The organism is Oleiharenicola lentus (assembly GCF_051660365.1).
Classification (GTDB): Bacteria; Verrucomicrobiota; Verrucomicrobiia; order Opitutales; family Opitutaceae; genus Lacunisphaera; species Lacunisphaera lenta_A.
The window spans coordinates 2,022,636-2,040,921 of record NZ_JBOZXB010000001.1 but is presented as its reverse complement, the minus strand read 5'-3'; the positions used below and the strand labels follow the sequence as shown (position 1 = coordinate 2,040,921).

Genomic DNA, 18,286 nt, shown 5'->3' with positions numbered 1-18,286 from the left:
TCCCGCCATGAAACCCTTTCTCTCCCTTGTCCTGGTCGTGTCGCTCGCGGGAAACGTCTGGCTCCTCACCCGCTGGCGGGCCAATTCCGCCGCGTCGTCCGGCAATCCCTCCGCCAACTCGTCCTCCGCAGTTTCCGCCAGCGCGAAAAATAATTCCGCCTCCGCGAAAAAAACTTCCGCCACCAGCCGCCCGGCGACCATCGCGTGGAGCGAGCCTGGCGATACGGTCGCCGAATTGCGCACGTGGGCCGCGCAGTTGCGCGCCGCCGGTTTTCCGCCCCGCGTCGTGAACTCGCTCCTGAGCGACCGCCTGCGAGACCGTAACCACAAGCTCGCCGAGCTGCCGTTCTGGCAACTCATGAACCCGGGCCAGGCCTCACGCGAACTGCGCACCGCTGACGTCAAGGAGCAGCAAACCCTGCGCGAAGAAATCATGGGCACTGAAGGCACGCCGGCCGCGCTCTTCCCGCCCGGCGTCCGCGAGCGCCGCTACGGCGACTTGAGCGACGATCAGGTAAACGCCATCGTCCGGATCGACGCCGAATACTCGGATCTCTCCGCCGGCATTAACAGCAGCTCGGGCGGCATCGTCAGTTCAGCTGACATGCGCGAACGCAACGCGCAGCGCCAGTTGCTCCAAAAGGAAAAACTCGCCGATCTCGCCGCCGTCATGAGCCCCGCGGAACTCCAAGCCTACGAAATGCGCACTTCGGACACCGCCCGTCGCGTGCAAAGCAACCTCCGCACGCTCGACGTTTCCGAGGAAGAATACGCCACGATTTACGCCGCGCAAAAATCGTTCGCCGAAAAAACCGGCGCGGTGACCAGCACCTTTTCCGCGACCTCCGCGGAAGAACGCGCCAGCTACCAAGCCAGCCAATATGCGATGCAGGACCAGCTCCGCGCCGCGTTGCCCGAGGATAAATTTTTCAAATACCTCACCACTTCCGATTTCGCTTACGGTCAAATCGCGCTCTTTGCCGAAAAGCAGCCGTCGATCACGCCCGCGGTCAGTTACCAACTTTACCAGCTGCGCAACGACGCCGCGAATCTTCAGCAAGATCTCAGTCTGCGCCAACGCACTGCCGTCGGCGACCGCGCCGCGCAGACGAAGCTCAACGACGAGCGCAACGCCGCCCAGGCCGCCCTCAACGCCCGCCTCGACGCGCTCCTCCCCGCCGCCGTTGCCGAGGAATTCCGCGCCAGCGAAAGCGGCCGCATGTATTTCCGGAAACCGACGCCGCCCCGGCCACCGCAACCGCCGAAAAGCTGACGCCGCTCTTTTTAGCCGCCATGAAATCATTACTTCCCGTCCTCTTCGGCGTTTCCCTGTTGGGTAACGTCGCGCTCGCGGTCTTCGCCCTGCGCCCGACGCCCGCTGCGTCCTCCACCAACCCCGCCGCGCCCGTCACAAGTTCCGTCGAGGCCGCGAGCACACCGGCCGCCGGGGCCAACTCACCCAGTGAGCGCAATGCAGCCGTCGCCTCCGGCCCCATCCGCACTCCGCGCACCCACGAAGAGGTGCGCGGCATTATCAACGCCCTTCGCGCGGCAGGCTATCCTCCTGCAGTGTTGCGCGCCGTCGCGGATCAGATGCTGCGCGACCTTTATCCCAACCCCAGCGTGCCGCCCGCGGGTCGCTATTGGAAAATGGCCGACCGCACCGCCGAGACCGAACTCGCCCGCCAAGCCCATCGCAAGGAATTCAACGCCGCGCGCGACGCGGTGCTCGGTGCCGACGCTCGTCCTTCCGCCGGCATGGATGCAGCCAGCAAGGCGCGCTCCTTCGGAAATCTATCCGATGAAAAAATCGATGCGCTCGTCAGGCTCGATGAGGAATACAACAACGTGCGCTCGCTTGCTTCCGCCAGCCGCGAAAACGGCACAATGAGCCGCGAACAATTCGAAGCCCTGCAACAGCAGCAACAACTGATCCTGAAAGAAAAAAGCGCCGACCTCGCCTCGCTGCTTACGCCGCAGGAGTTGGAGCAATACGAGATGCGCACCTCGCAGGCCGCAAACCGCGTGCAGAATAACCTCCGCAAAATCGATGTGAGCGAAGAGGAATACGCCGCCCTGTATCAGCTCCAGAAAACGTTCGAAGAAACCACCGGGCAGCGAAACGGCGGATTTTCGCCCGACACCATGAATCAACGGCAGACCGCCCAGCTGGCGATGAACGAACAAACCCGCACCGTCCTCGGCGACGATCGGTTTTTTAAATACCTTGAAAGCTCCGACGGCAACTACGGTCAGGTGGCGCGCTTCGCCGCGACCCAACCCTCGGTCAGCCAGTCGACCGCTTACGAGGTGTATAAACTACAACAAGAAGCGCAGACCGCCATGATGAACGCGACGCGCAACCGCGGAGCCGGCGGCGTCACCGACATTCAGCAAACCCTGCAACCCTACAACGACCGGCTGAATCAACTGCTCACCCCGGAAGTCGCCGAAGCTTACAAAAAGCAAGGCGGCGGCGTCTTTAACGCCGGCCGCAATCTGCCGCGCGGGGCTCCAAGCGGAGCCGTCATGGCCTTTCCGCTGCCGGGCACCAACTGACTGCTTCGCCAAACGCGCGAAGCGGCGCGCGATCACTCCTTCTTCGGCGGTTCGCTGGCCGTCGCGGGCGCAGCGGCTTTCTGGCTCTCGTTGAGCTTCTGGAACTCCTCGTTCATCTTCCGCTCGTGTTCTCCCAAGTGTTGAAACGCTTTGGTGATTTCTCGATTGGCGAGCATCATATCCAGGAGCATCTCATCACGGGAAAGCGGCTGTTTCGGATCCAGTTTCCGCGCGTCGGCATAATCGCTTTTCGCCGCCGCGTCATTCCCGGATCGGAAGTGCGCCTGCGCCCGCGTGCGAAAGAGCAGGGTGCGCATTTCATCCGTCAACCCACTCGCGGCGAGGCCGAGGCCCGCCGTGGCATCGGCGACGGTCGCTGGATAATTTTCTGCGCCCAGGTGCGCGAGCGACCGGTTCACCAAGCTGATCGGGTCCTGCGGATCGAGTTGCAACGCTTCGTCCAGATCCGCGATGGCTGGCTCGAAGTCGGCCAGGCTGTAATACACCGAGCTGCGCTTCTGAAAATTGAGCACCGCGCGCTTCTCCTCGATCGCTTTGGAATAATAATAAAGAGCGTCGTCCGGACGAAAATGCGCCCGCGCCTCGTCGCCCAGTTTCACGTAACCCAAGTCGGCGCGCCGGGTCGCATTCCACGTGCCGACGTCGAAACGTCCGTCCAAGTATCCGCCGTTTAAGTTTCCGGTGAAATTCCGTCCTGCGAATTGAAAATTCAACACCGTGTAAGTGCGCGAGTCGTAAGTGGAATATTGCTTCTGCGTCGTCCACACCGGCACCGAGCCGGCGTTGACCGACAGCGCATCGTAGGTAAGCGCGAAGCCGGAACCGGACTGCGCGAACAGGAAATTCGTTTTCACGGTCTTGCCGTTGCTGAAACGAATCGTGACATCCCACATCGTGCTCACATAGGCGGCAAAATCGTAGCTCTCCGCCGCGAAGCTCACGCGTGGTTCCGCGCGAATCGGCGGCGGCAACCGGCGGGCCGCGCCACGCCACGCGTTCATTCTCGCCGGGCCGCCAGCCGCAACGCCTTTTTCGGCATCTTGGGCGAGTTGGAGCATCGCGGGCGCGTGATGTTTGGTCGCCGCGAAATAAGTCCAGCGCACCGCCAGCACCGGATCCGCCGGGACGCCCTGTCCGTTGCGATAAATTTCCGCGATCAACAGCATCGCTTCGGGCGAACCTTTCGCCGCCGCCGCGCGCAAGCTGGTCAACCGGCCCGCGTGGTCGTTGACCTTCAACTCGCGTTCGGCCTGGTAAAGATCGCTCTTCGCCACCCCCAACCCTTCCGGAAATCCGGCTTGGGTGAGGGCATCCCGGCCTTTCCAAGCCACTTCGTCGAAACGGCTGAACCGCTGGCGCTCGGCTTCCGTGAGCACGTGAGCCCAGTCTTTTCGTTTGGTCGCCGGAAGCGCGGTGCCGACGGCAAAAAAATCCTCAAGCGCGATCTCTTCGATTCGCACGCGCGCCGCGGAGTTTTTCTCCGCCTCGCTCAACGCACTGGCTTTCAGCCCATCAAGGTATTCCTGCAGCGCGATCGCCCGCGCGTAGCCGAGTGAACCTCGCGCGCTGATCGCCGCTGAAATTTTTGCCCGCCACGCACGTTCGAGCGCCATTGGCCCATGTGGTTTCAAGACCGGGAAGGGCAGCTCGGGCTTACCGTCTTTATCCAGCTTCAGTTCCGGCAGCGTCAACTCAGCGAGCGCGGGCACAACCGGAGTCGGCACCGCAGAAGTTTTCGCGGCGGCGACTGCCGCCACTTTCGCCACGGTCGGCGCGGGAGAAACGACCGGAGCAGCCGGGGCGGATTTGCCCAACAATTTCGGTGCCGCCACGGGAATCGCGTTGGCGGCGATAGTGACGCCTTTCAAATCGTTCAGGTCGACGGTGGCGAGTTCGCGCTGGCGACGGTTGGCAGTCGGGAGCGTCGCGGCTTTTTGAAACCAATATTTGGCCTGCGCCTTATCTTGTGGGCCACCGCGTCCATCCAACCACGCCCAGCCCAAGGCGAGCATCGCGTCGACATCGCCCAAGACCGCCCCTCGCGCATACAACTGGCGGGCCTCTTCCTGATCTTTCGGCACTCCGTCCCCGCTGGAGTAAAGGTTTCCGAGCAAACCCAACGCCGCCGGATGATCGAGGCTCGCCGCGCGCGTCAACCGCTCCGCTGCCTCTTTGTAGAGTGAAGTTTCATGATACGAAAAGCCCGCACGGAAATCATCCGCGCCTGGCCGGCGATCATTCTTTAAAAACTCCTCCCGCTCCCGTTCGTCGATCAGCCGGTTTTCCTCCTCTGCCTGGACTTTGAGTGTCTGGATCAGCAGCTGCGCGCGACTCGCCTGCGACGGCCCACCCACCGCCCGCGCCTCATCCAAAAGCTTTCGCGACTGCGCTAAATCCTTCGCACCGCCTTCGCCGAGCATGAGCATCTCCGCGAGATCCATGAGTGAATCCGGATCTTTTTTCTCCGCCCCGAGCGCATATAAACGCCGGGCCTCGGCCGCATCCTGCGCGACGCCCGAGCCCCACCAATACATCTTGCCCAACCCGGCGTAGGCGGACGCTTTTCCCGCCGCCGCTGCTTTGCGCCAGATCGCCTGCGCTTCCGTTTGCCGACCGTCACGAAACGCCAGCCAGCCCGCCTCCACCTCCGGATCGCCGGGCGGATCATCACCTTCTTCGCTGCCCCCAATCGGCACTGTCTCCTGTGCGCGCACGGCCACTTCTGCCGAGGAAAAAACCATCACGCCCAACAGCAGCGCGCGCCAAGTGGTTGCAGATCGCAGGGTCATCCGCGGGACTTTCGCAGATTTCAGGATTTCATCCCATACGTAAAGGTGCGTAGGGTGCGCGCCCGACCCGTTTTCCGCGCGCCCGACTCAACATTCATCTTCCACGGAAACCTGCCGGCTCCGGCTGCGTCATTCTCAATCCCGCCACTCGTGCGGCGCCCACCCCCATGAAATCTTTGCTCATTACCCTGCTGGTCGCCTCGCTCGCCGGCAACGCCGCCCTCGCGATCTACGCTTCCCGCGTCCAAGCCACCGCCGGCAACTCCGTCGCAAGTTCCAGCTCCGGCTCCAGCGCCAGCGCTTCCCTTTCTAAAATCACCGCGAGCTCCGCCAACGGAACTCCCGCCGCGAGCGCCAGCGCAGCCCCACAATGGCGCACCCCGCGCACCGACGCCGACATGCGCAACGTCGTCGCCAGCCTCCGCGCCGCCGGTTATCCGCCATCCATGATTCGCGCCGTCGTAAATCAGATGTTGCAGGAAAAATACCGCCCGGAAAACGACGCCGACCAGGCTTTCTGGAAACGCAATCGCCAGACGCCGGAAGAACGCGCCGCTCGCGAAGAAGCCAACAAAGAAATCGCCGCCACGCGCGAGGAACTCCTTGGCGCCGATGGCACGCCCGCCGCGTTGCTCAGCGCCACGGATCGCTCGCGCCGCTACGGCAACCTCTCCGACGACAAGGTCAACGCACTCCTCAAGCTCGACCAGGAATACAACGAGGTGCGCTCGGCGGCCTTCGCCAATGAACAAGGCGGCCAGAATTTCCGCGACCGCCGCACCCAGCAACAAGCCCTCGAAGCGGAAAAACGCGCCGACCTCGTCAGCATTCTCTCGCCCGCCGAACTCGAGGCCTACGACATGCGCACGTCGCAGGCCGCCCAACGCGTCATCAACAACATCCGCGACATCGACGTCAGCGAAGCCGAATACGCCAAGCTCTACCAAATCCAAAAAGCGCAGGAAGCCGCCAACCCGCAAGCGGGCGAACTCAACGGCGCCGAAGGCATGATCAACCGGCTCGTCGGCCAGACTGAAACCCACGAACAAACCCGCGCCTTGCTCGGCGACGAACGGTTTTTCAAATACCTCGAGAGCGCCGATAACAGTTACGGCCAGATCGCCCAGTTCGCCGCGAAACAGCCCGCGATGAATCAAGCGACCACCTACGCGCTCTATCAGCTCCAAAGTGAAATGATGCTTTCGATGGCCTCCACCCGCGGCACCAGCAATGGCGCTCCCTCGGAACAACAAATCGCCCAATTTCGCGCCACCGCAGAATCCTACAACACCAAGCTCCAGTCACTGCTCGGCGCAGAAACCGCTGAAGCCTACAAAAAACAAGGCATGGGCCGCATGTTCGGCGTCGGCGCGGGCGGTCGCGGCGGCGCAGTCCGCTTCGGCAACGGCGGCGGCCGCAACTAACAGGGAGGTCGGGGGCATCCCCGACACGTCGGACGTAAAGCCCGACCTACGGCGGCATTCTCAATTCGTGGAGCTTCGTGAAATTCGTGTCTCAGAACGGTAGGGCCTGACCTCCGGGCAGGCCGCGCGGTTACAGCGCAACCCCACGACGGCTCCCGTTAACCCCGCAAACTCGTCGCCATTAGCGCGACGAGTGAACACGCGAACGCGCCGACATTTATCCAGCGTGCGGTGCGGCCCAGGATCCGCTGGAATCGAAATGGCGGCAACGACTGCCGCCACTCGCGCCGATCCGCCCAGCGCGCCAGCCCAAAGCCGACCGCGCCCACGAGCCAAGCGACGAGCGCGATCCAGTAAACCCAGACCAGCCCGACCACGAGGGTGAAAAGCCCGCATAGGATCGCCAACACGCGCAGCGTCGTAATCATAATTATCGTTTGTCCGCCGGTGAAGCTTTCTGGGGCGGCGGCGTTTTTCCGCTCAGCTGAATTTGCAGGCGCTGGATTGCCAGGTCGACTTGGGTCACGCCGAGTTTTTTCGCCGCTAAATAATACTCCAATGCCTTGCGCGGATTCACGGGGACGCCCATCCCGCGTTCGTAAATTTCACCGAGGAGCGCCACCGCTTGAGGCAATCGTTGCTGCGCAGCTTTCTCCAAAAACACGACGCCCGTCGCGGGATCAGCCGTCACGCTGCCAGGAATGCCGACCACGAGCACGCGACCGTAGTCGGCTTGGGCTGCGGGAAATCCGCCTTCCGCCGATTCTTTCACGAGCGTGAGCCCGCGCGTGGCATCCTTCGGCATTTCAGTGCCGTTAAAGAGCATCATGCCGAGGCGGTATTTCGCGTCGACGTTACCGGCCGCCGCCGCTTTTTCGATGCCCGTGAGTGCGGCTGGTTTGTCGGTCCCGGCGAGTTCGAGCGCTTGGAGGAGTTGGGCCTGAATGTTGCCTTTGGCCGCGACGATTTTTAACCACGCGGTCGCGTCCTCGCGTTTGGTTTTCGCCAGTTCGTTCGCATACACGCTGGTGGCCAGCGCGTGACCGCTTTCAGCCGCCGTGCGGATCCAGCGCAATGCCTCGTCACGCTTCGTGGCGGAGATTGCCCAGCCATATTGAAACGGCGCTTCGACGTCGCCGGCGTTCGCGCGCTTGCGGAAATACAGCAGCGTGCCCGGTGCGGCATTTTTCTCTTCGTCATATTCGCGGACAAATCCAGCCGCGCGTTTCTGATCCGCGCTCGCGGGGCCGGCGGCGGCTTTGCGATACCAATTTTCCGCGCCAGCGGAATCGCCGGCCTCGCCTAGAAATGCAGCGGTCATCATCTGCGACGCGACCTCGCCTTCGTTCGCCAACTCGAGATGAATCGCCCGCGCCGCTTCTTTTTCTCCGTGGTCGAAGAGCGCAGAGGCCAGTTCGTCACGGAAGTGTTTTTCGCCAGCCGCGACAGCTTTCCGATACCAAAGCACCGTATTTGGTTTATCGCCCTGCTCTTTGTAATAGCGCGCGATGTCCTCGTAACCGCCCGTGTAGCCGACGGCGATGGATCTTTCCATCGCGGCGATAAATTTTGCGCCGTCTTTCGGCACTTCATTCCAGCCATAGCGGTGGGCATTCGCGATGCGCGCGAACGCATCCTTCTCACCCGCGGCAGCCGCTTTTTCGTAAACCGCGAGCATTTCCGCGCCTTTCAAGAGCGTGGCAACTTCCATCAGCGCTTTCGTATCGCCCGCGTCACCGGCCTTGCGCAACCACGCGATGCGCGCGGCATCGTCGGGTTTCACGCCGTAACCCTTTTGATAAATCTCCGAAAGGCGACGCATCGCGACCGCACTGCCTTTGGCGGCGGCTTGCTGAAAATAATCGAGCGCTTTCACATCGTGCTGACGCGTGCCGCGCCCCGTCGCGTAAGCGTCAGCGAGTTTGAGCAGCGCGGACACATCGCCGGCCCGCGCGGCGGTTTCGAGTTTCGTAAGTTCGGCCGCGGGGAAGGGCGGCACTTCAGGCGGGAGCGCGGCGAGGCGGACTTCGAGATCTTTTTTAGCCAATTCCCGACCTTGGTTCGCGAGACTGAGTTTCGCGTGCTCGGCGAATTGGCCGCCGCGGCGGATAAGTTCGCGCGCCCAACGCAGGGCCGCGTCGTCGGTGGACATGCTCAGGCCGCCAAATCCAATCGGCGCGGTGTAGCTGTAGAGCAGGTAAAGTGAAAACTCCGGCTTCATGCCGTAGAAGTCGTCGTCGGTGCCGCGCGCGCCGGCTTCGATATACCACTGCTCGGCTTCGAGGTAATTGCGCGCCACGCCAACTTCACCGGGCGCGAGGTAGGCGGCTGCAAATTTTTCTGCGCCGCGCGCGTCGCCGGCTTCGGCGGAGGCGCGGTAATAGGCCACGGCTTGCGCGACGTTTACCTTGGTCTTGTCGTTGTTGTGGACGAGGCCGTCTTCGAGGAGCCAGTAGGCGGGCTTGAACTGCTGTTGCTGGACGAGCGTTTTGAGTTCGGCGGTTTTCTTCGTGAGCTCGGGCGAGAACGCACCGAGCGGGCGCTTTTCCTCGCGCAGGTAAGTCACGGCGTAGAGCGCGGCGACGTCACCCGCGAGGGCTTTGGCCCGGAGTTCGGCGGAGTCGACGGACGGCGGCGGAAGTTTGCCAAGTTGCGCACGGCGCGCAGCGATGGCGGCCTTGGCGGCGTCGCGCGCCCATTGGCCGGCACCGGGTTTGCGTTGTTCCACCAACACCATGCCGAGGCGATCATAGTCCTCACGGCCACGCATCTCGGGCAGGGCGATCAGCTGCTCGTAATCGCCGTCGTAGAAATCGGTCATCTTGTCCGTGGCGATCGCAACGGCGAGAGCCCGGTGCTTCACACCACGCTTCAATGCCGCCAGCACGTCGGCGGACGTCCACCGAGATTTTTTAATCAGTGCATCGATCTCCGCCTGCGTAGGCGTCGCGGTCGAGAGCGCGGAAAATTTTTCTGTCGCGCTGCCGTCGATGGTGCGCGCGAGGCGCTTCATCTCCTTCTGGCTTTCCATAAACGCGTTCATGGCGTCTCCGGCTTTCAGCGCGTCGAGTTCCATCTCGGCGAAGGGGTCGCCCGTATCGGCCGCGCGCTGATACAATTCCTGCGCCTTTTTTTTGTCGGCGACCACGGTGATGCCGTAGCTGTGAAAATACGCGAGCCGCGTGAGCGCGGAAACGTTGCCGGCGGCAGCAGCTTTTTCGAACCAGCCGCGCGCGGCGACGAGTTCGTTGGCCTGCTCGGCGGCGTCACCTTGTTTGTATTCTTCGATCCCGACGGCGCGGCCCTTGAGGCGTTTGAGGGTGGCCTCGACCGAAGGTTTGTAGCCGGCGGCCACCGCTTTCTCGACCCAGGCGAGCGCGGCGACGGGATCGGCGTCCACGCCCTGCGCCTTCTCATACATCACCGCGAGGTTGAACATCGCCGAGGATTCGCCGGCTTCGGCGGCTTTTTTCCATTCGGCGAGCGCGACGGGATAATTCTCGGCCTTGTAAGCGATCAAGCCGCGTTGAAAAACCAGCTTCGTGCGGTAGGTGGAGAGCATTTGCGGAATCGCGGTCTTCTGCCCGGCGGCCGCAGCCTTTTCGAACCACGCGACCGCTTGCTCGAGATTCTTTTCCGTCGCCTGACCCTGCTCGTGCATGACGCCGAGGTTCAGCATCGCCGTGGAATTGCCCAGCGCGGCGGCTTGCGTGAAAAGTTTAAGCGCCTGCCCGAAATTCTGCGCCTGATATTCCTTAAATCCTTCCGCAAAGAGCCGGTTGCCCTCGGCAACCTGCGGGCTCACGGCGTTGGTGGCCGGCGGCACGGAGCCCTTCGCGGGATCGGCAGCCGGCGGCGTGGGCGCGGGCGCGGGTGGGACTTTCGCGGCCACTTGCGCGGCGCGCTCGCGGGCCGGTTTCGTGGTTTCGAGCAGTTGGGCGACGAAGGCTTGCGCGCCTTCGGCGTTAGCCTTGAGAGCGCGGTTGCCCCATTCGAGGGCTTTAGTGTTGTCCTCGTGATCCCGGTAGAGCCGCGCGAGCACCAGCATTGCGGGAGCATGACCTTGTTCGGCAAGTTGGCTCAGCGTGGTTTCCGCGCGGCCATGATCGAGGAACACGCCGCGACCAGACAACTGGCGTTGGGCGAAATCGAAGCGCGCGGCGCGGTCGCCGGCCTTGGCTTTCGCCGCGAGCGCGCGGGCGTCGGGTGGGCTGTATTTCGCGAGGTAACGGTCACCGAGGTCAGGATGCTGGAACCCGAGTTCGAGCAGCATTTCCCGGACGTAAGCAGACGGCTCGGCGGAATAATTGTTCATCAACCAGCGCGCGGCTTCGAGAGGATCGGCGGTAACGCCTTCGCCATGGGTGTAAGCTTGGCCGAGCGCGAGCTGCGCCTCGCGGTCATTGGCCTCCGCGCGGACGATGAGCGCCTTGATGGCCGGTGAGGTCACCGTGGTGGCAGGCTCGGCGGCACGCAGCACACAAGACACCAGGAAAAGCAAAACGCCGGTGCGTAAAAAACAGGAAGCCATGTCAGAGCATGCCGCAGGCAAGGGGAACCGTCCATACGTAGCGCTACGTAGGCCCGCAACCCGCTCACGTTGACCAAATTTTCGCCGCGCACCTGAAAAGTCAGGACGCGCGCAATCGAAAGTTTATTGCACGAAGCTTCGGTTCTGGCAGCGTTCGTCCGCAATGAATCCTGCTTCGGGCCAGATAGCTCCGGATTTTGCCGCACTTTTCTCTGCGTCGCCTGACCTTTACTTGGTCTTGCAGCCGCCCGATTTCAAAATCGTCGCCGTCAGCGATAATTACCTCAAGGCCACGCTTACGCAGCGCGACGCCATTCTCGGACGCGGACTCTTCGAGGTGTTCCCCGACAACCCAGACGATCCGGCGGCCGACGGCGTGCGCAACCTGAAGGCGTCGCTCGGCCGCGCGCTGAAATTAAAGAAACAGGACGTGATGCCGTTGCAAAAATACGACGTGCAGCGTCCGGACGGCAGCGGCTTCGAGGAAAAATACTGGCTGTGCTCAAATAGTCCCGTGCTGAACGCAGCGGGCGAGATTAGCTACCTCATCCATCGCGCGGAAGATGTCACCGAAACCGTCATTTCAAAACGTAAAGCCGCCGAGAGCGAGCGCCGCTTGCAAACGCTCCTCGCGACGTTGCCGTGCGTGATCTATCGCGCCAAGGCCGTCGCGCCGTGGCCGATCGATTACATCAGCGCGGCCTGCGAGGAAATCACCGGTTATTCCGCGGTGGATTTTTTGTCCGGTCACGTCACGTGGGGCAGTTTGATTGTGCCCGAGGACGCCGCGCGCGTCGCGGCCGCCATGCCGACGGTGGCGGGAGATCACGCGGGGTTTAACAGCATCGAATACCGCATCCGCCACCGCGAAGGCGCCGTGCGCTGGCTCGAGGATCACCGCCGGTTTGTGCCGCTGCCGGGCGGCGGCGCCGTGATCGAAGGCGTGCGCTACGATGTCACCGCGCGCAAAGCCGCGAGCCAGGAATTGAAGGACAGCGAGAATCGTTACCGCATGCTTTCCGAAGCGATGCCGATCCAAGTGTGGACGGCCGATCCGCACGGCGGGATCAATTTCGTCAACGAGGTCGTCGTGCGGTATTTCGGCCTGAGCGAAAAAGCCGTCAAGCAGGACGGGTGGATGGCGGTCGTGCATCCCGACGATCTGGATCGCGTCGCGGCGAACTGGCTGCGCGCGATGACGGCCGGCGTGGATTCGGAGGACGAAGCGCGCTTGCTTCGCCACGACGGGGCGTGGCGCTGGCATATCATCCGCCGGCTGGCATTACGCGCGCCGGACGGCCGCGTGCTGCGTTGGTTCGGCACAAATTTCGACATCGACGAGACCCGGCAGGCGCGCGTCGCCGCCGAAGAAGCCGCAAACGCCAAGGCCGCGTTCCTCTCGAGCATGAGCCACGAAATCCGCACGCCGATGAACGCGATCATCGGCATGACGAGCATTCTCCAAGACACCAAGCTCACGCCGGAACAACAAGATGCCGCCGACGTTATCCGCAACAGCGGCGAACACTTGCTCACGGTCATCAACGACATTCTCGATTACTCGAAGATCGAAGCGGGTAAAATCGAGTTGGAGCACACGTCGTTTTCATTGCGCGATTGCATTGAGTCCGCGACCGACCTCGTAGCCAACCTCGCCGCAAAAAAAGGCGTCGAGATCGGCTACCTCATGCAACCGGGCGTGCCCGAAGGCTTGCTCGGCGACGTCGGTCGCGTGCGCCAAGTGCTCGTCAACCTGCTGTCCAACGCCGTCAAATTCACGCCGGCGGACGGGCAAGTAATCGTCGAAGTCGCCCACCGCGCCCTGCCCGATGCGGAGCACCTCATTGAGATCGCGGTGAAAGACACCGGCATCGGGATCGCGCCAGAGGTGCAGGCACGACTTTTCAAACCCTTCGAGCAAGGCGACGCTTCCACCACGCGCATCCACGGCGGCACCGGGCTCGGACTTTCGATCAGTCGCCGGCTGGTGGAGCTCATGCGCGGCACCATCGGAGTCACCAGCACGCCGGGCGGAGGCTCGACGTTCACGTTTACTTTCAAAGCTCATCTGGCCGGCCTCGCGCAACTGATCACGCCGATGCTGCCCGCGCCCACGCTCAAAGGCCGGCGCGTGCTCGTCGTGGACGACTTGGAAATCAATCGCCGCATCCTCCGCCATTACGCGCAGCTGTGGGAAATGGTCGTGTTCGAAACGGCTTCGCCCGAAGAAGCGCTCAACTGGGTCACCCGCGGCGACCCGTTCGACCTCGCACTCGTCGATTATCACATGCCGGTGATGGACGGGCTCGCGCTCGCACGCGCCATCCGCCGCCAACGCAGTCCCGAAGCACTCCCGATCTTGATCTTGAGCTCGGTTTCGATCGACCAGCACGACCGCCACATCGTCAACGGCACGATGCTCAAACCGCTCAAGCCGTCGCGCTTGCTCGAAGCGATTACCTCCGTGCTGCGTGACGTGCACATCGAGCGGCACGCCCCGGCCGCGCAATTTCAAATCCCCGCCAATCTCGGACTCGAACATCCCCTGCGCATCCTCATCGCCGAGGACAATGCCGTGAACCAAAAAGTCGCGCAGTTGCTGTTTAAGAAAATGCGCTACACGCCCGATTTTGTCAGCGACGGCAAGGAAGCCGTCGATGCGGTCACGCGCCAAGTTTACGATGTGGTCTTCATGGATGTGCGCATGCCGGTGATGGACGGCCTCACCGCCACGCGTGAGATTTGCCGCCGTCAGCTCGCGGGCGAACGTCCTCGCATCATCGGCATGAGTGCCAATGCGATGGAGGAAGACCGCCAAGCCGCTCTCCACGCCGGCATGAACGATTACGTGCCGAAGCCCGTCCAAATCGAACAACTCGCCACCGCGCTGCGCCTCTGCGTGCGCCGCGACACCGAAACCACCGCGCGGAAATCACCCGCGGGAGCTTAGGATGTTAAGACGAGATTTATGTGGAAATCAGGAAGTCAGGAATAAAGGCCTGCCGGTTACTCGTTTTTTTCCTGATTCCATGATTTCCACATTTAAACCTTACCCTATCACGGCGTCGGCTCGGTTTTTCCGGCGACGTGCGTGCGGGCGAGTTTCGAAAGTTCCGCGATGACCGCCGCGTGCTGCGGATCGGCGACGAGGTTTTTCAGTTCGTGCGGGTCGTTGATGGGATCGGTGAGAAACGCGCCGGCGCCCGGGCCGAAGAATTCTGCGTAACGCCATTTTTCGGTGCGCACGACCACGCCGCTGACGCCGCGACTGCGCTCGTTCCACACGGTGTAAGCGGGATGACCCCACTTCGCGTCCGGCTTCGCGAGCAGGGGAGTGAGATCGTGGCCATCAAGCCCCGCCGGTTGCGGCAGGCCGGCCAGCGCGGTGAGCGTCGGATAAAGATCGAGCAACTCCACCACGCGCGGCGAGGCCTGGCCGTTTCCCTTCGCGCGCGGATCGTAAATGATCAGCGGCACGCGCGTGCCTTGCTCCCAGAGCGAACCGGCCTTCGACCATTTGCCTTTTTCGCCGAGCTGATAGCCGTGGTCGCTCCAGAAAACGATGATCGTGTTGTCGCGCAGCTCGGAATTCTCCAACGCCTCCAGCACGCGCCCGACATTTGCGTCCATGTAGGAAACGCACGCGAGATACGCGCGGATCATTTGCTTCGCCTCGTCCTCAGGCGCGAGCCGCCGGATGAATAAATCCGCGTTGATCGCGCGAATCGAACCTTTGGGAAACCCTGCCGGCACCGTCGGCTTGTCTGCGAAATCCACCGGCAATTCGATTTTCGCCAGATCGTAGTTATCGAAAAACTCTTTCGGCGCGATCAGCGGGCTATGCGGCTTCGACAAACCGAACCCGAGAAACAACGGCGCGTCGCCCTTCTTCCATTGTTTCAAATACTCGATCGCCCGATCAGTCGCGCGCGTGTCTCCGAGTTTCGCCAGCTCGTCCGGATCCTCCACCGCGACCCACCGGTCGGAGCCCGGTGCTTGCCGCACATCGGCTTCGATCATGCGGCCGATGCGTTTCGCTTCCTCTTCCTCGGTGATGGGCGTGGCCGCGACCGAACTCGCGGGCTTCGGCGCGTTGAATTTATGCGGCACGCCGCCGATCGTCCACGCCGCGGCATCATCAATGGTGTCGCCGTGAAAGATTTTCCCGGAACGAATCGTCGTGTAACCGTGCTGCTTGAAATACTTCGGCAAACTCACGAGCGACGGATCGAACGCGCCGAACCAATCGCGGTTACCGTAGAGTTCGTTCGTCACCGGGTAACGTCCCGTGAGCAACGACGCGCGCGACGGGTTGCAAAGCGGGTATTGCGTGTAAGCGCGCTCGAACTTCACGCCACGCGCGGCGAGTTTATCGATGTTCGGCGTGATCGCGCGGGTGGCGCCGTAAGCACCGATTTCCGTGCGCAGGTCATCGATCGAAATGAACAAAACATTCATTGGGCGGGCAACCGGCGCCGCGCCCCGCAAATTCGCCGCCGCCAAAATAATCGTACAGGATAGAAGTAAACCAAAACGTAGTTTCATCAGGGTAGTGCGTCCGAAAATCGATTTCTCGAAACGCCGGTTCACGGTGGTTGGATTTAGCGGAGAAGCAAAGCAGGGGATTTTCACAGCGTCAGAAACTAACACTCCGATGTCGCCATTTGACGAACCGCGTTTCCCGCGCAAGCTGTGCGACCAATGTCCGTTCTCCGCTCGCGTTTCAAAAGCATCATCGCGCTCTTTGGATTAGTCGCGGTGTTGCTCGGGGCGTTGGAACATGAAGACCTGATTTTTCAGGACGTGTCGTCAGAGGCGTCAGTGTTCGAACAGGATTCTGTCATCGCCGTTGCCCAGGATTTGCGGGCGGATCGCGGCACGGAAGGCACGTTTCGCTCGGAAAACAATCGCCTGTGGCTCTCGCCCAGACAGGAAGTCACTTATACGCTCGCGCCGGTTTTGCTGGCGGTGCGCGCCCCGCGGAAGATTTCTGCGGATCGGCCGGGCCATAAACGCCTCGCCGGCCTCGGTGGGATTTTAGCGTTACGACTGTAAAGTCGGCGCCGTCCGTCCCTGTTTTTCAGTCGAACCGCGCGCGAGCTTCGCGCGCCAGGTTTCGGCCGATGCCCGCCTTGCTAAATCCACACCCGTTTTGTTGTCCATGCACTACACCTTAGAAATTCTCATCATTTTAATCCTGCTGCTCGCCAACGGCGTTTTCGCCATGGCGGAAATTGCGGTCGTTTCTTCGCGGAAAGGCCGGCTCAAAAAATTCGCCGACGAAGGCTCCCGCAAAGCCGCCGCCGCCCTCGCGCTCGCGCAGGAACCGACCCGCTTCCTTTCGACGGTGCAGATCGGCATCACCCTCGTCGGCGTGCTCGCCGGCGCGTTTGGCGGCGCGACGCTCTCGGCAAAACTGGCGCCCTCCATCGCCCAAATCGCGTTGCTCGCGCCTTATGCCAATGCGCTCGCGATCTTCATCGTCGTCAGTGCCATTACGTATTTCTCGCTTATCATCGGCGAACTCGTGCCGAAGCGCGTCGCGTTGAGCAACCCCGAGGGCCGCGCCATGCTTATCGCAATACCGATGACCGGCCTGTCGCGGGTCGCCGCGCCGGTCGTCTGGTTCCTCACGGCTTCGACCAATGTCGTCTTAAAAGTCTTCGGCCTCGGAGAAGAAAAAGAAGCGCCGCCCTCCGAGGAGGAAATCGATCACCTCATCGAACAAGGCACGACCGCCGGCGTTTTCCACCAAGCTGAACGCGCCATGGTCGAGGGAGTGCTGCACCTGGATAAATTGCCCGTCACCGAGCTGATGACGCGCCGCAGCAAAATCATTTTCCTCAATGCCGCCGATTCCGACGACAGCAACTGGCGCAAGATCGTGAAAAGCGGTCACTCACATTTCCCCGTCTATGAAGGCGCACGCGATCACGTCATCGGCATGGTTTCGGTGAAATCGCTGTGGGCCAATACTGCCGCCGGCGTGCCCAATCACATCCGTCATCACCTCACGCCCGCGCTGGTCGTGCCCGCCAGCATCACCGCGGTGCAAACGCTCGAATCTTTCAAAAAAAGCGGCAAACACCTCGCGCTCATCACGGACGAATTCGGCAGTATCGTCGGACTGGTATCACTCATCGACGTCATGGAAGCCATCGTCGGCGATCTCCCCGAACGCGACGACCACCGCGCGCCCGAAGCCGTGCAAAGCGAAGACGGCTCGTGGCTCATCGACGGCGCGCTGCTCCTCGAAGAATTTCACGAACGCTTCCAACTGCCGCCGTTGCCCGGCGAGGACGACGAGGATTTTGAAACGCTCGGCGGCTTCGTGATCGATTACCTCGGGCACATCCCGAAACCTGGCGCTTCCTTCAAATGGAATAACTACTCCTTCGAGGTCGCCGCGATGGATCGCCACCGCGTCGACAAAATCGTGCTCCGCATTAATCCTCCGGCTGAAACTCCACCCACAGTTGAAACCTCGCCACCGGCGTAAACGGGCGCGCAAGTTGTCCGGAAAAGCGAGATTCATTCGTTGATTAAATAACTCCCATGAAATCCGCCGCTTCCTCGCCCAAAACCATCGACGCCTACATCGCCGACCAGCCCGTCGCAGTGCGGCTGTTACTGCAACAGGTCCGTGCTGCCATTAAAAAAGCCGCGCCCGAAGCGGAAGAAGCGATTCGCTATAATTTGCCGACTTTCCGCCTGCACGGAAAAAACCTGCTGCACTTCGGTGCGTTCAAAGCGCACCTCGGTTTCTACGCGCTACCTTCCGGCACGAGTGCGTTTCAAAAGGAACTCTCGCGCTACAAAAGCGGTAAAGGCTCCGTGCAATTTCCTCTCGATCAGCCGATGCCGCTCAGGTTGATCGCGAAAATCGCAAAGTTTCGCGCGAAAGAAATTAAGACCGGGATTTAACCACGAATGGACACGAATTAAGAAAGCGCTCGTGCGGT

11 protein-coding genes are annotated in these 18,286 nt (G+C 61.8%); 7 read left to right on the top strand and 4 right to left on the bottom strand.

From position 1 onward, the window contains the following. The first annotated feature begins 7 nt into the window (after positions 1 to 7). Positions 8 to 1,273: a hypothetical protein gene (locus ACRRQW_RS07540; protein WP_438480664.1), complete on the top strand. Its 1,266-nt coding sequence runs from the start codon at positions 8 to 10 to the stop codon at positions 1,271 to 1,273. Positions 1,274 to 1,293: 20 nt separating this feature from the next. Continuing rightward, entirely contained in the window at positions 1,294 to 2,559 is a 1,266-nt protein-coding gene (locus ACRRQW_RS07535) for a hypothetical protein (RefSeq protein ID WP_438480663.1), read from the top strand. A gap of 32 nt (positions 2,560 to 2,591) precedes the next feature. Here the strand turns inward: ACRRQW_RS07535 and ACRRQW_RS07530 are convergent, their stop codons facing one another. Then, on the bottom strand, positions 2,592 to 5,369 hold the full coding sequence (locus tag ACRRQW_RS07530) for a hypothetical protein (RefSeq protein ID WP_438480662.1): 2,778 nt from the start codon (positions 5,367 to 5,369) through the stop codon (positions 2,592 to 2,594). A gap of 167 nt (positions 5,370 to 5,536) precedes the next feature. Here ACRRQW_RS07530 and ACRRQW_RS07525 point away from each other — a divergent pair, with 167 nt between their 5' ends. Then, positions 5,537 to 6,793 (top strand): hypothetical protein, encoded by a 1,257-nt coding sequence (locus tag ACRRQW_RS07525; RefSeq protein WP_438480661.1) that lies wholly within the window; start codon positions 5,537 to 5,539, stop codon positions 6,791 to 6,793. Positions 6,794 to 6,951: 158 nt separating this feature from the next. On the opposite strand, the gene ACRRQW_RS07520 is transcribed toward ACRRQW_RS07525, so the two are convergent. Next, positions 6,952 to 7,221, bottom strand: a complete 270-nt coding sequence (locus tag ACRRQW_RS07520; RefSeq protein ID WP_438480660.1) for a hypothetical protein — start codon at positions 7,219 to 7,221, stop codon at positions 6,952 to 6,954. Between the two features lie 2 nt (positions 7,222 to 7,223). After that, entirely contained in the window at positions 7,224 to 11,324 is a 4,101-nt protein-coding gene (locus ACRRQW_RS07515; protein ID WP_438480659.1) for a tetratricopeptide repeat protein, read from the bottom strand. Between the two features lie 163 nt (positions 11,325 to 11,487). On the opposite strand from ACRRQW_RS07515, the gene ACRRQW_RS07510 reads away from it, so the two are divergent. Then, on the top strand, positions 11,488 to 14,274 hold the full coding sequence (locus tag ACRRQW_RS07510) for a response regulator (RefSeq protein WP_438480658.1): 2,787 nt from the start codon (positions 11,488 to 11,490) through the stop codon (positions 14,272 to 14,274). Positions 14,275 to 14,381: 107 nt separating this feature from the next. Here the strand turns inward: ACRRQW_RS07510 and ACRRQW_RS07505 are convergent, their stop codons facing one another. Beyond that, complete coding sequence (locus ACRRQW_RS07505; RefSeq protein WP_438480657.1) at positions 14,382 to 15,782, bottom strand: sulfatase; 1,401 nt, start codon at positions 15,780 to 15,782, stop codon at positions 14,382 to 14,384. A 243-nt stretch (positions 15,783 to 16,025) separates the two neighbouring features. On the opposite strand from ACRRQW_RS07505, the gene ACRRQW_RS07500 reads away from it, so the two are divergent. From ACRRQW_RS07500 to ACRRQW_RS07490, 3 genes are all read left to right on the top strand, one after another. Beyond that, positions 16,026 to 16,379, top strand: coding sequence for a hypothetical protein (locus ACRRQW_RS07500; protein ID WP_438480656.1), 354 nt, complete (start codon positions 16,026 to 16,028; stop codon positions 16,377 to 16,379). Between the two features lie 106 nt (positions 16,380 to 16,485). Then, a complete protein-coding gene (locus ACRRQW_RS07495) occupies positions 16,486 to 17,823 on the top strand; it encodes a hemolysin family protein (RefSeq protein WP_438480655.1) in 1,338 nt (445 codons plus the stop codon). A 56-nt stretch (positions 17,824 to 17,879) separates the two neighbouring features. Then, the gene (locus ACRRQW_RS07490; protein ID WP_438480654.1) at positions 17,880 to 18,248 is read left to right on the top strand and encodes an iron chaperone; all 369 of its coding nucleotides are present in this window, start codon (positions 17,880 to 17,882) and stop codon (positions 18,246 to 18,248) included. The last annotated feature ends 38 nt before the right edge of the window (positions 18,249 to 18,286 follow it).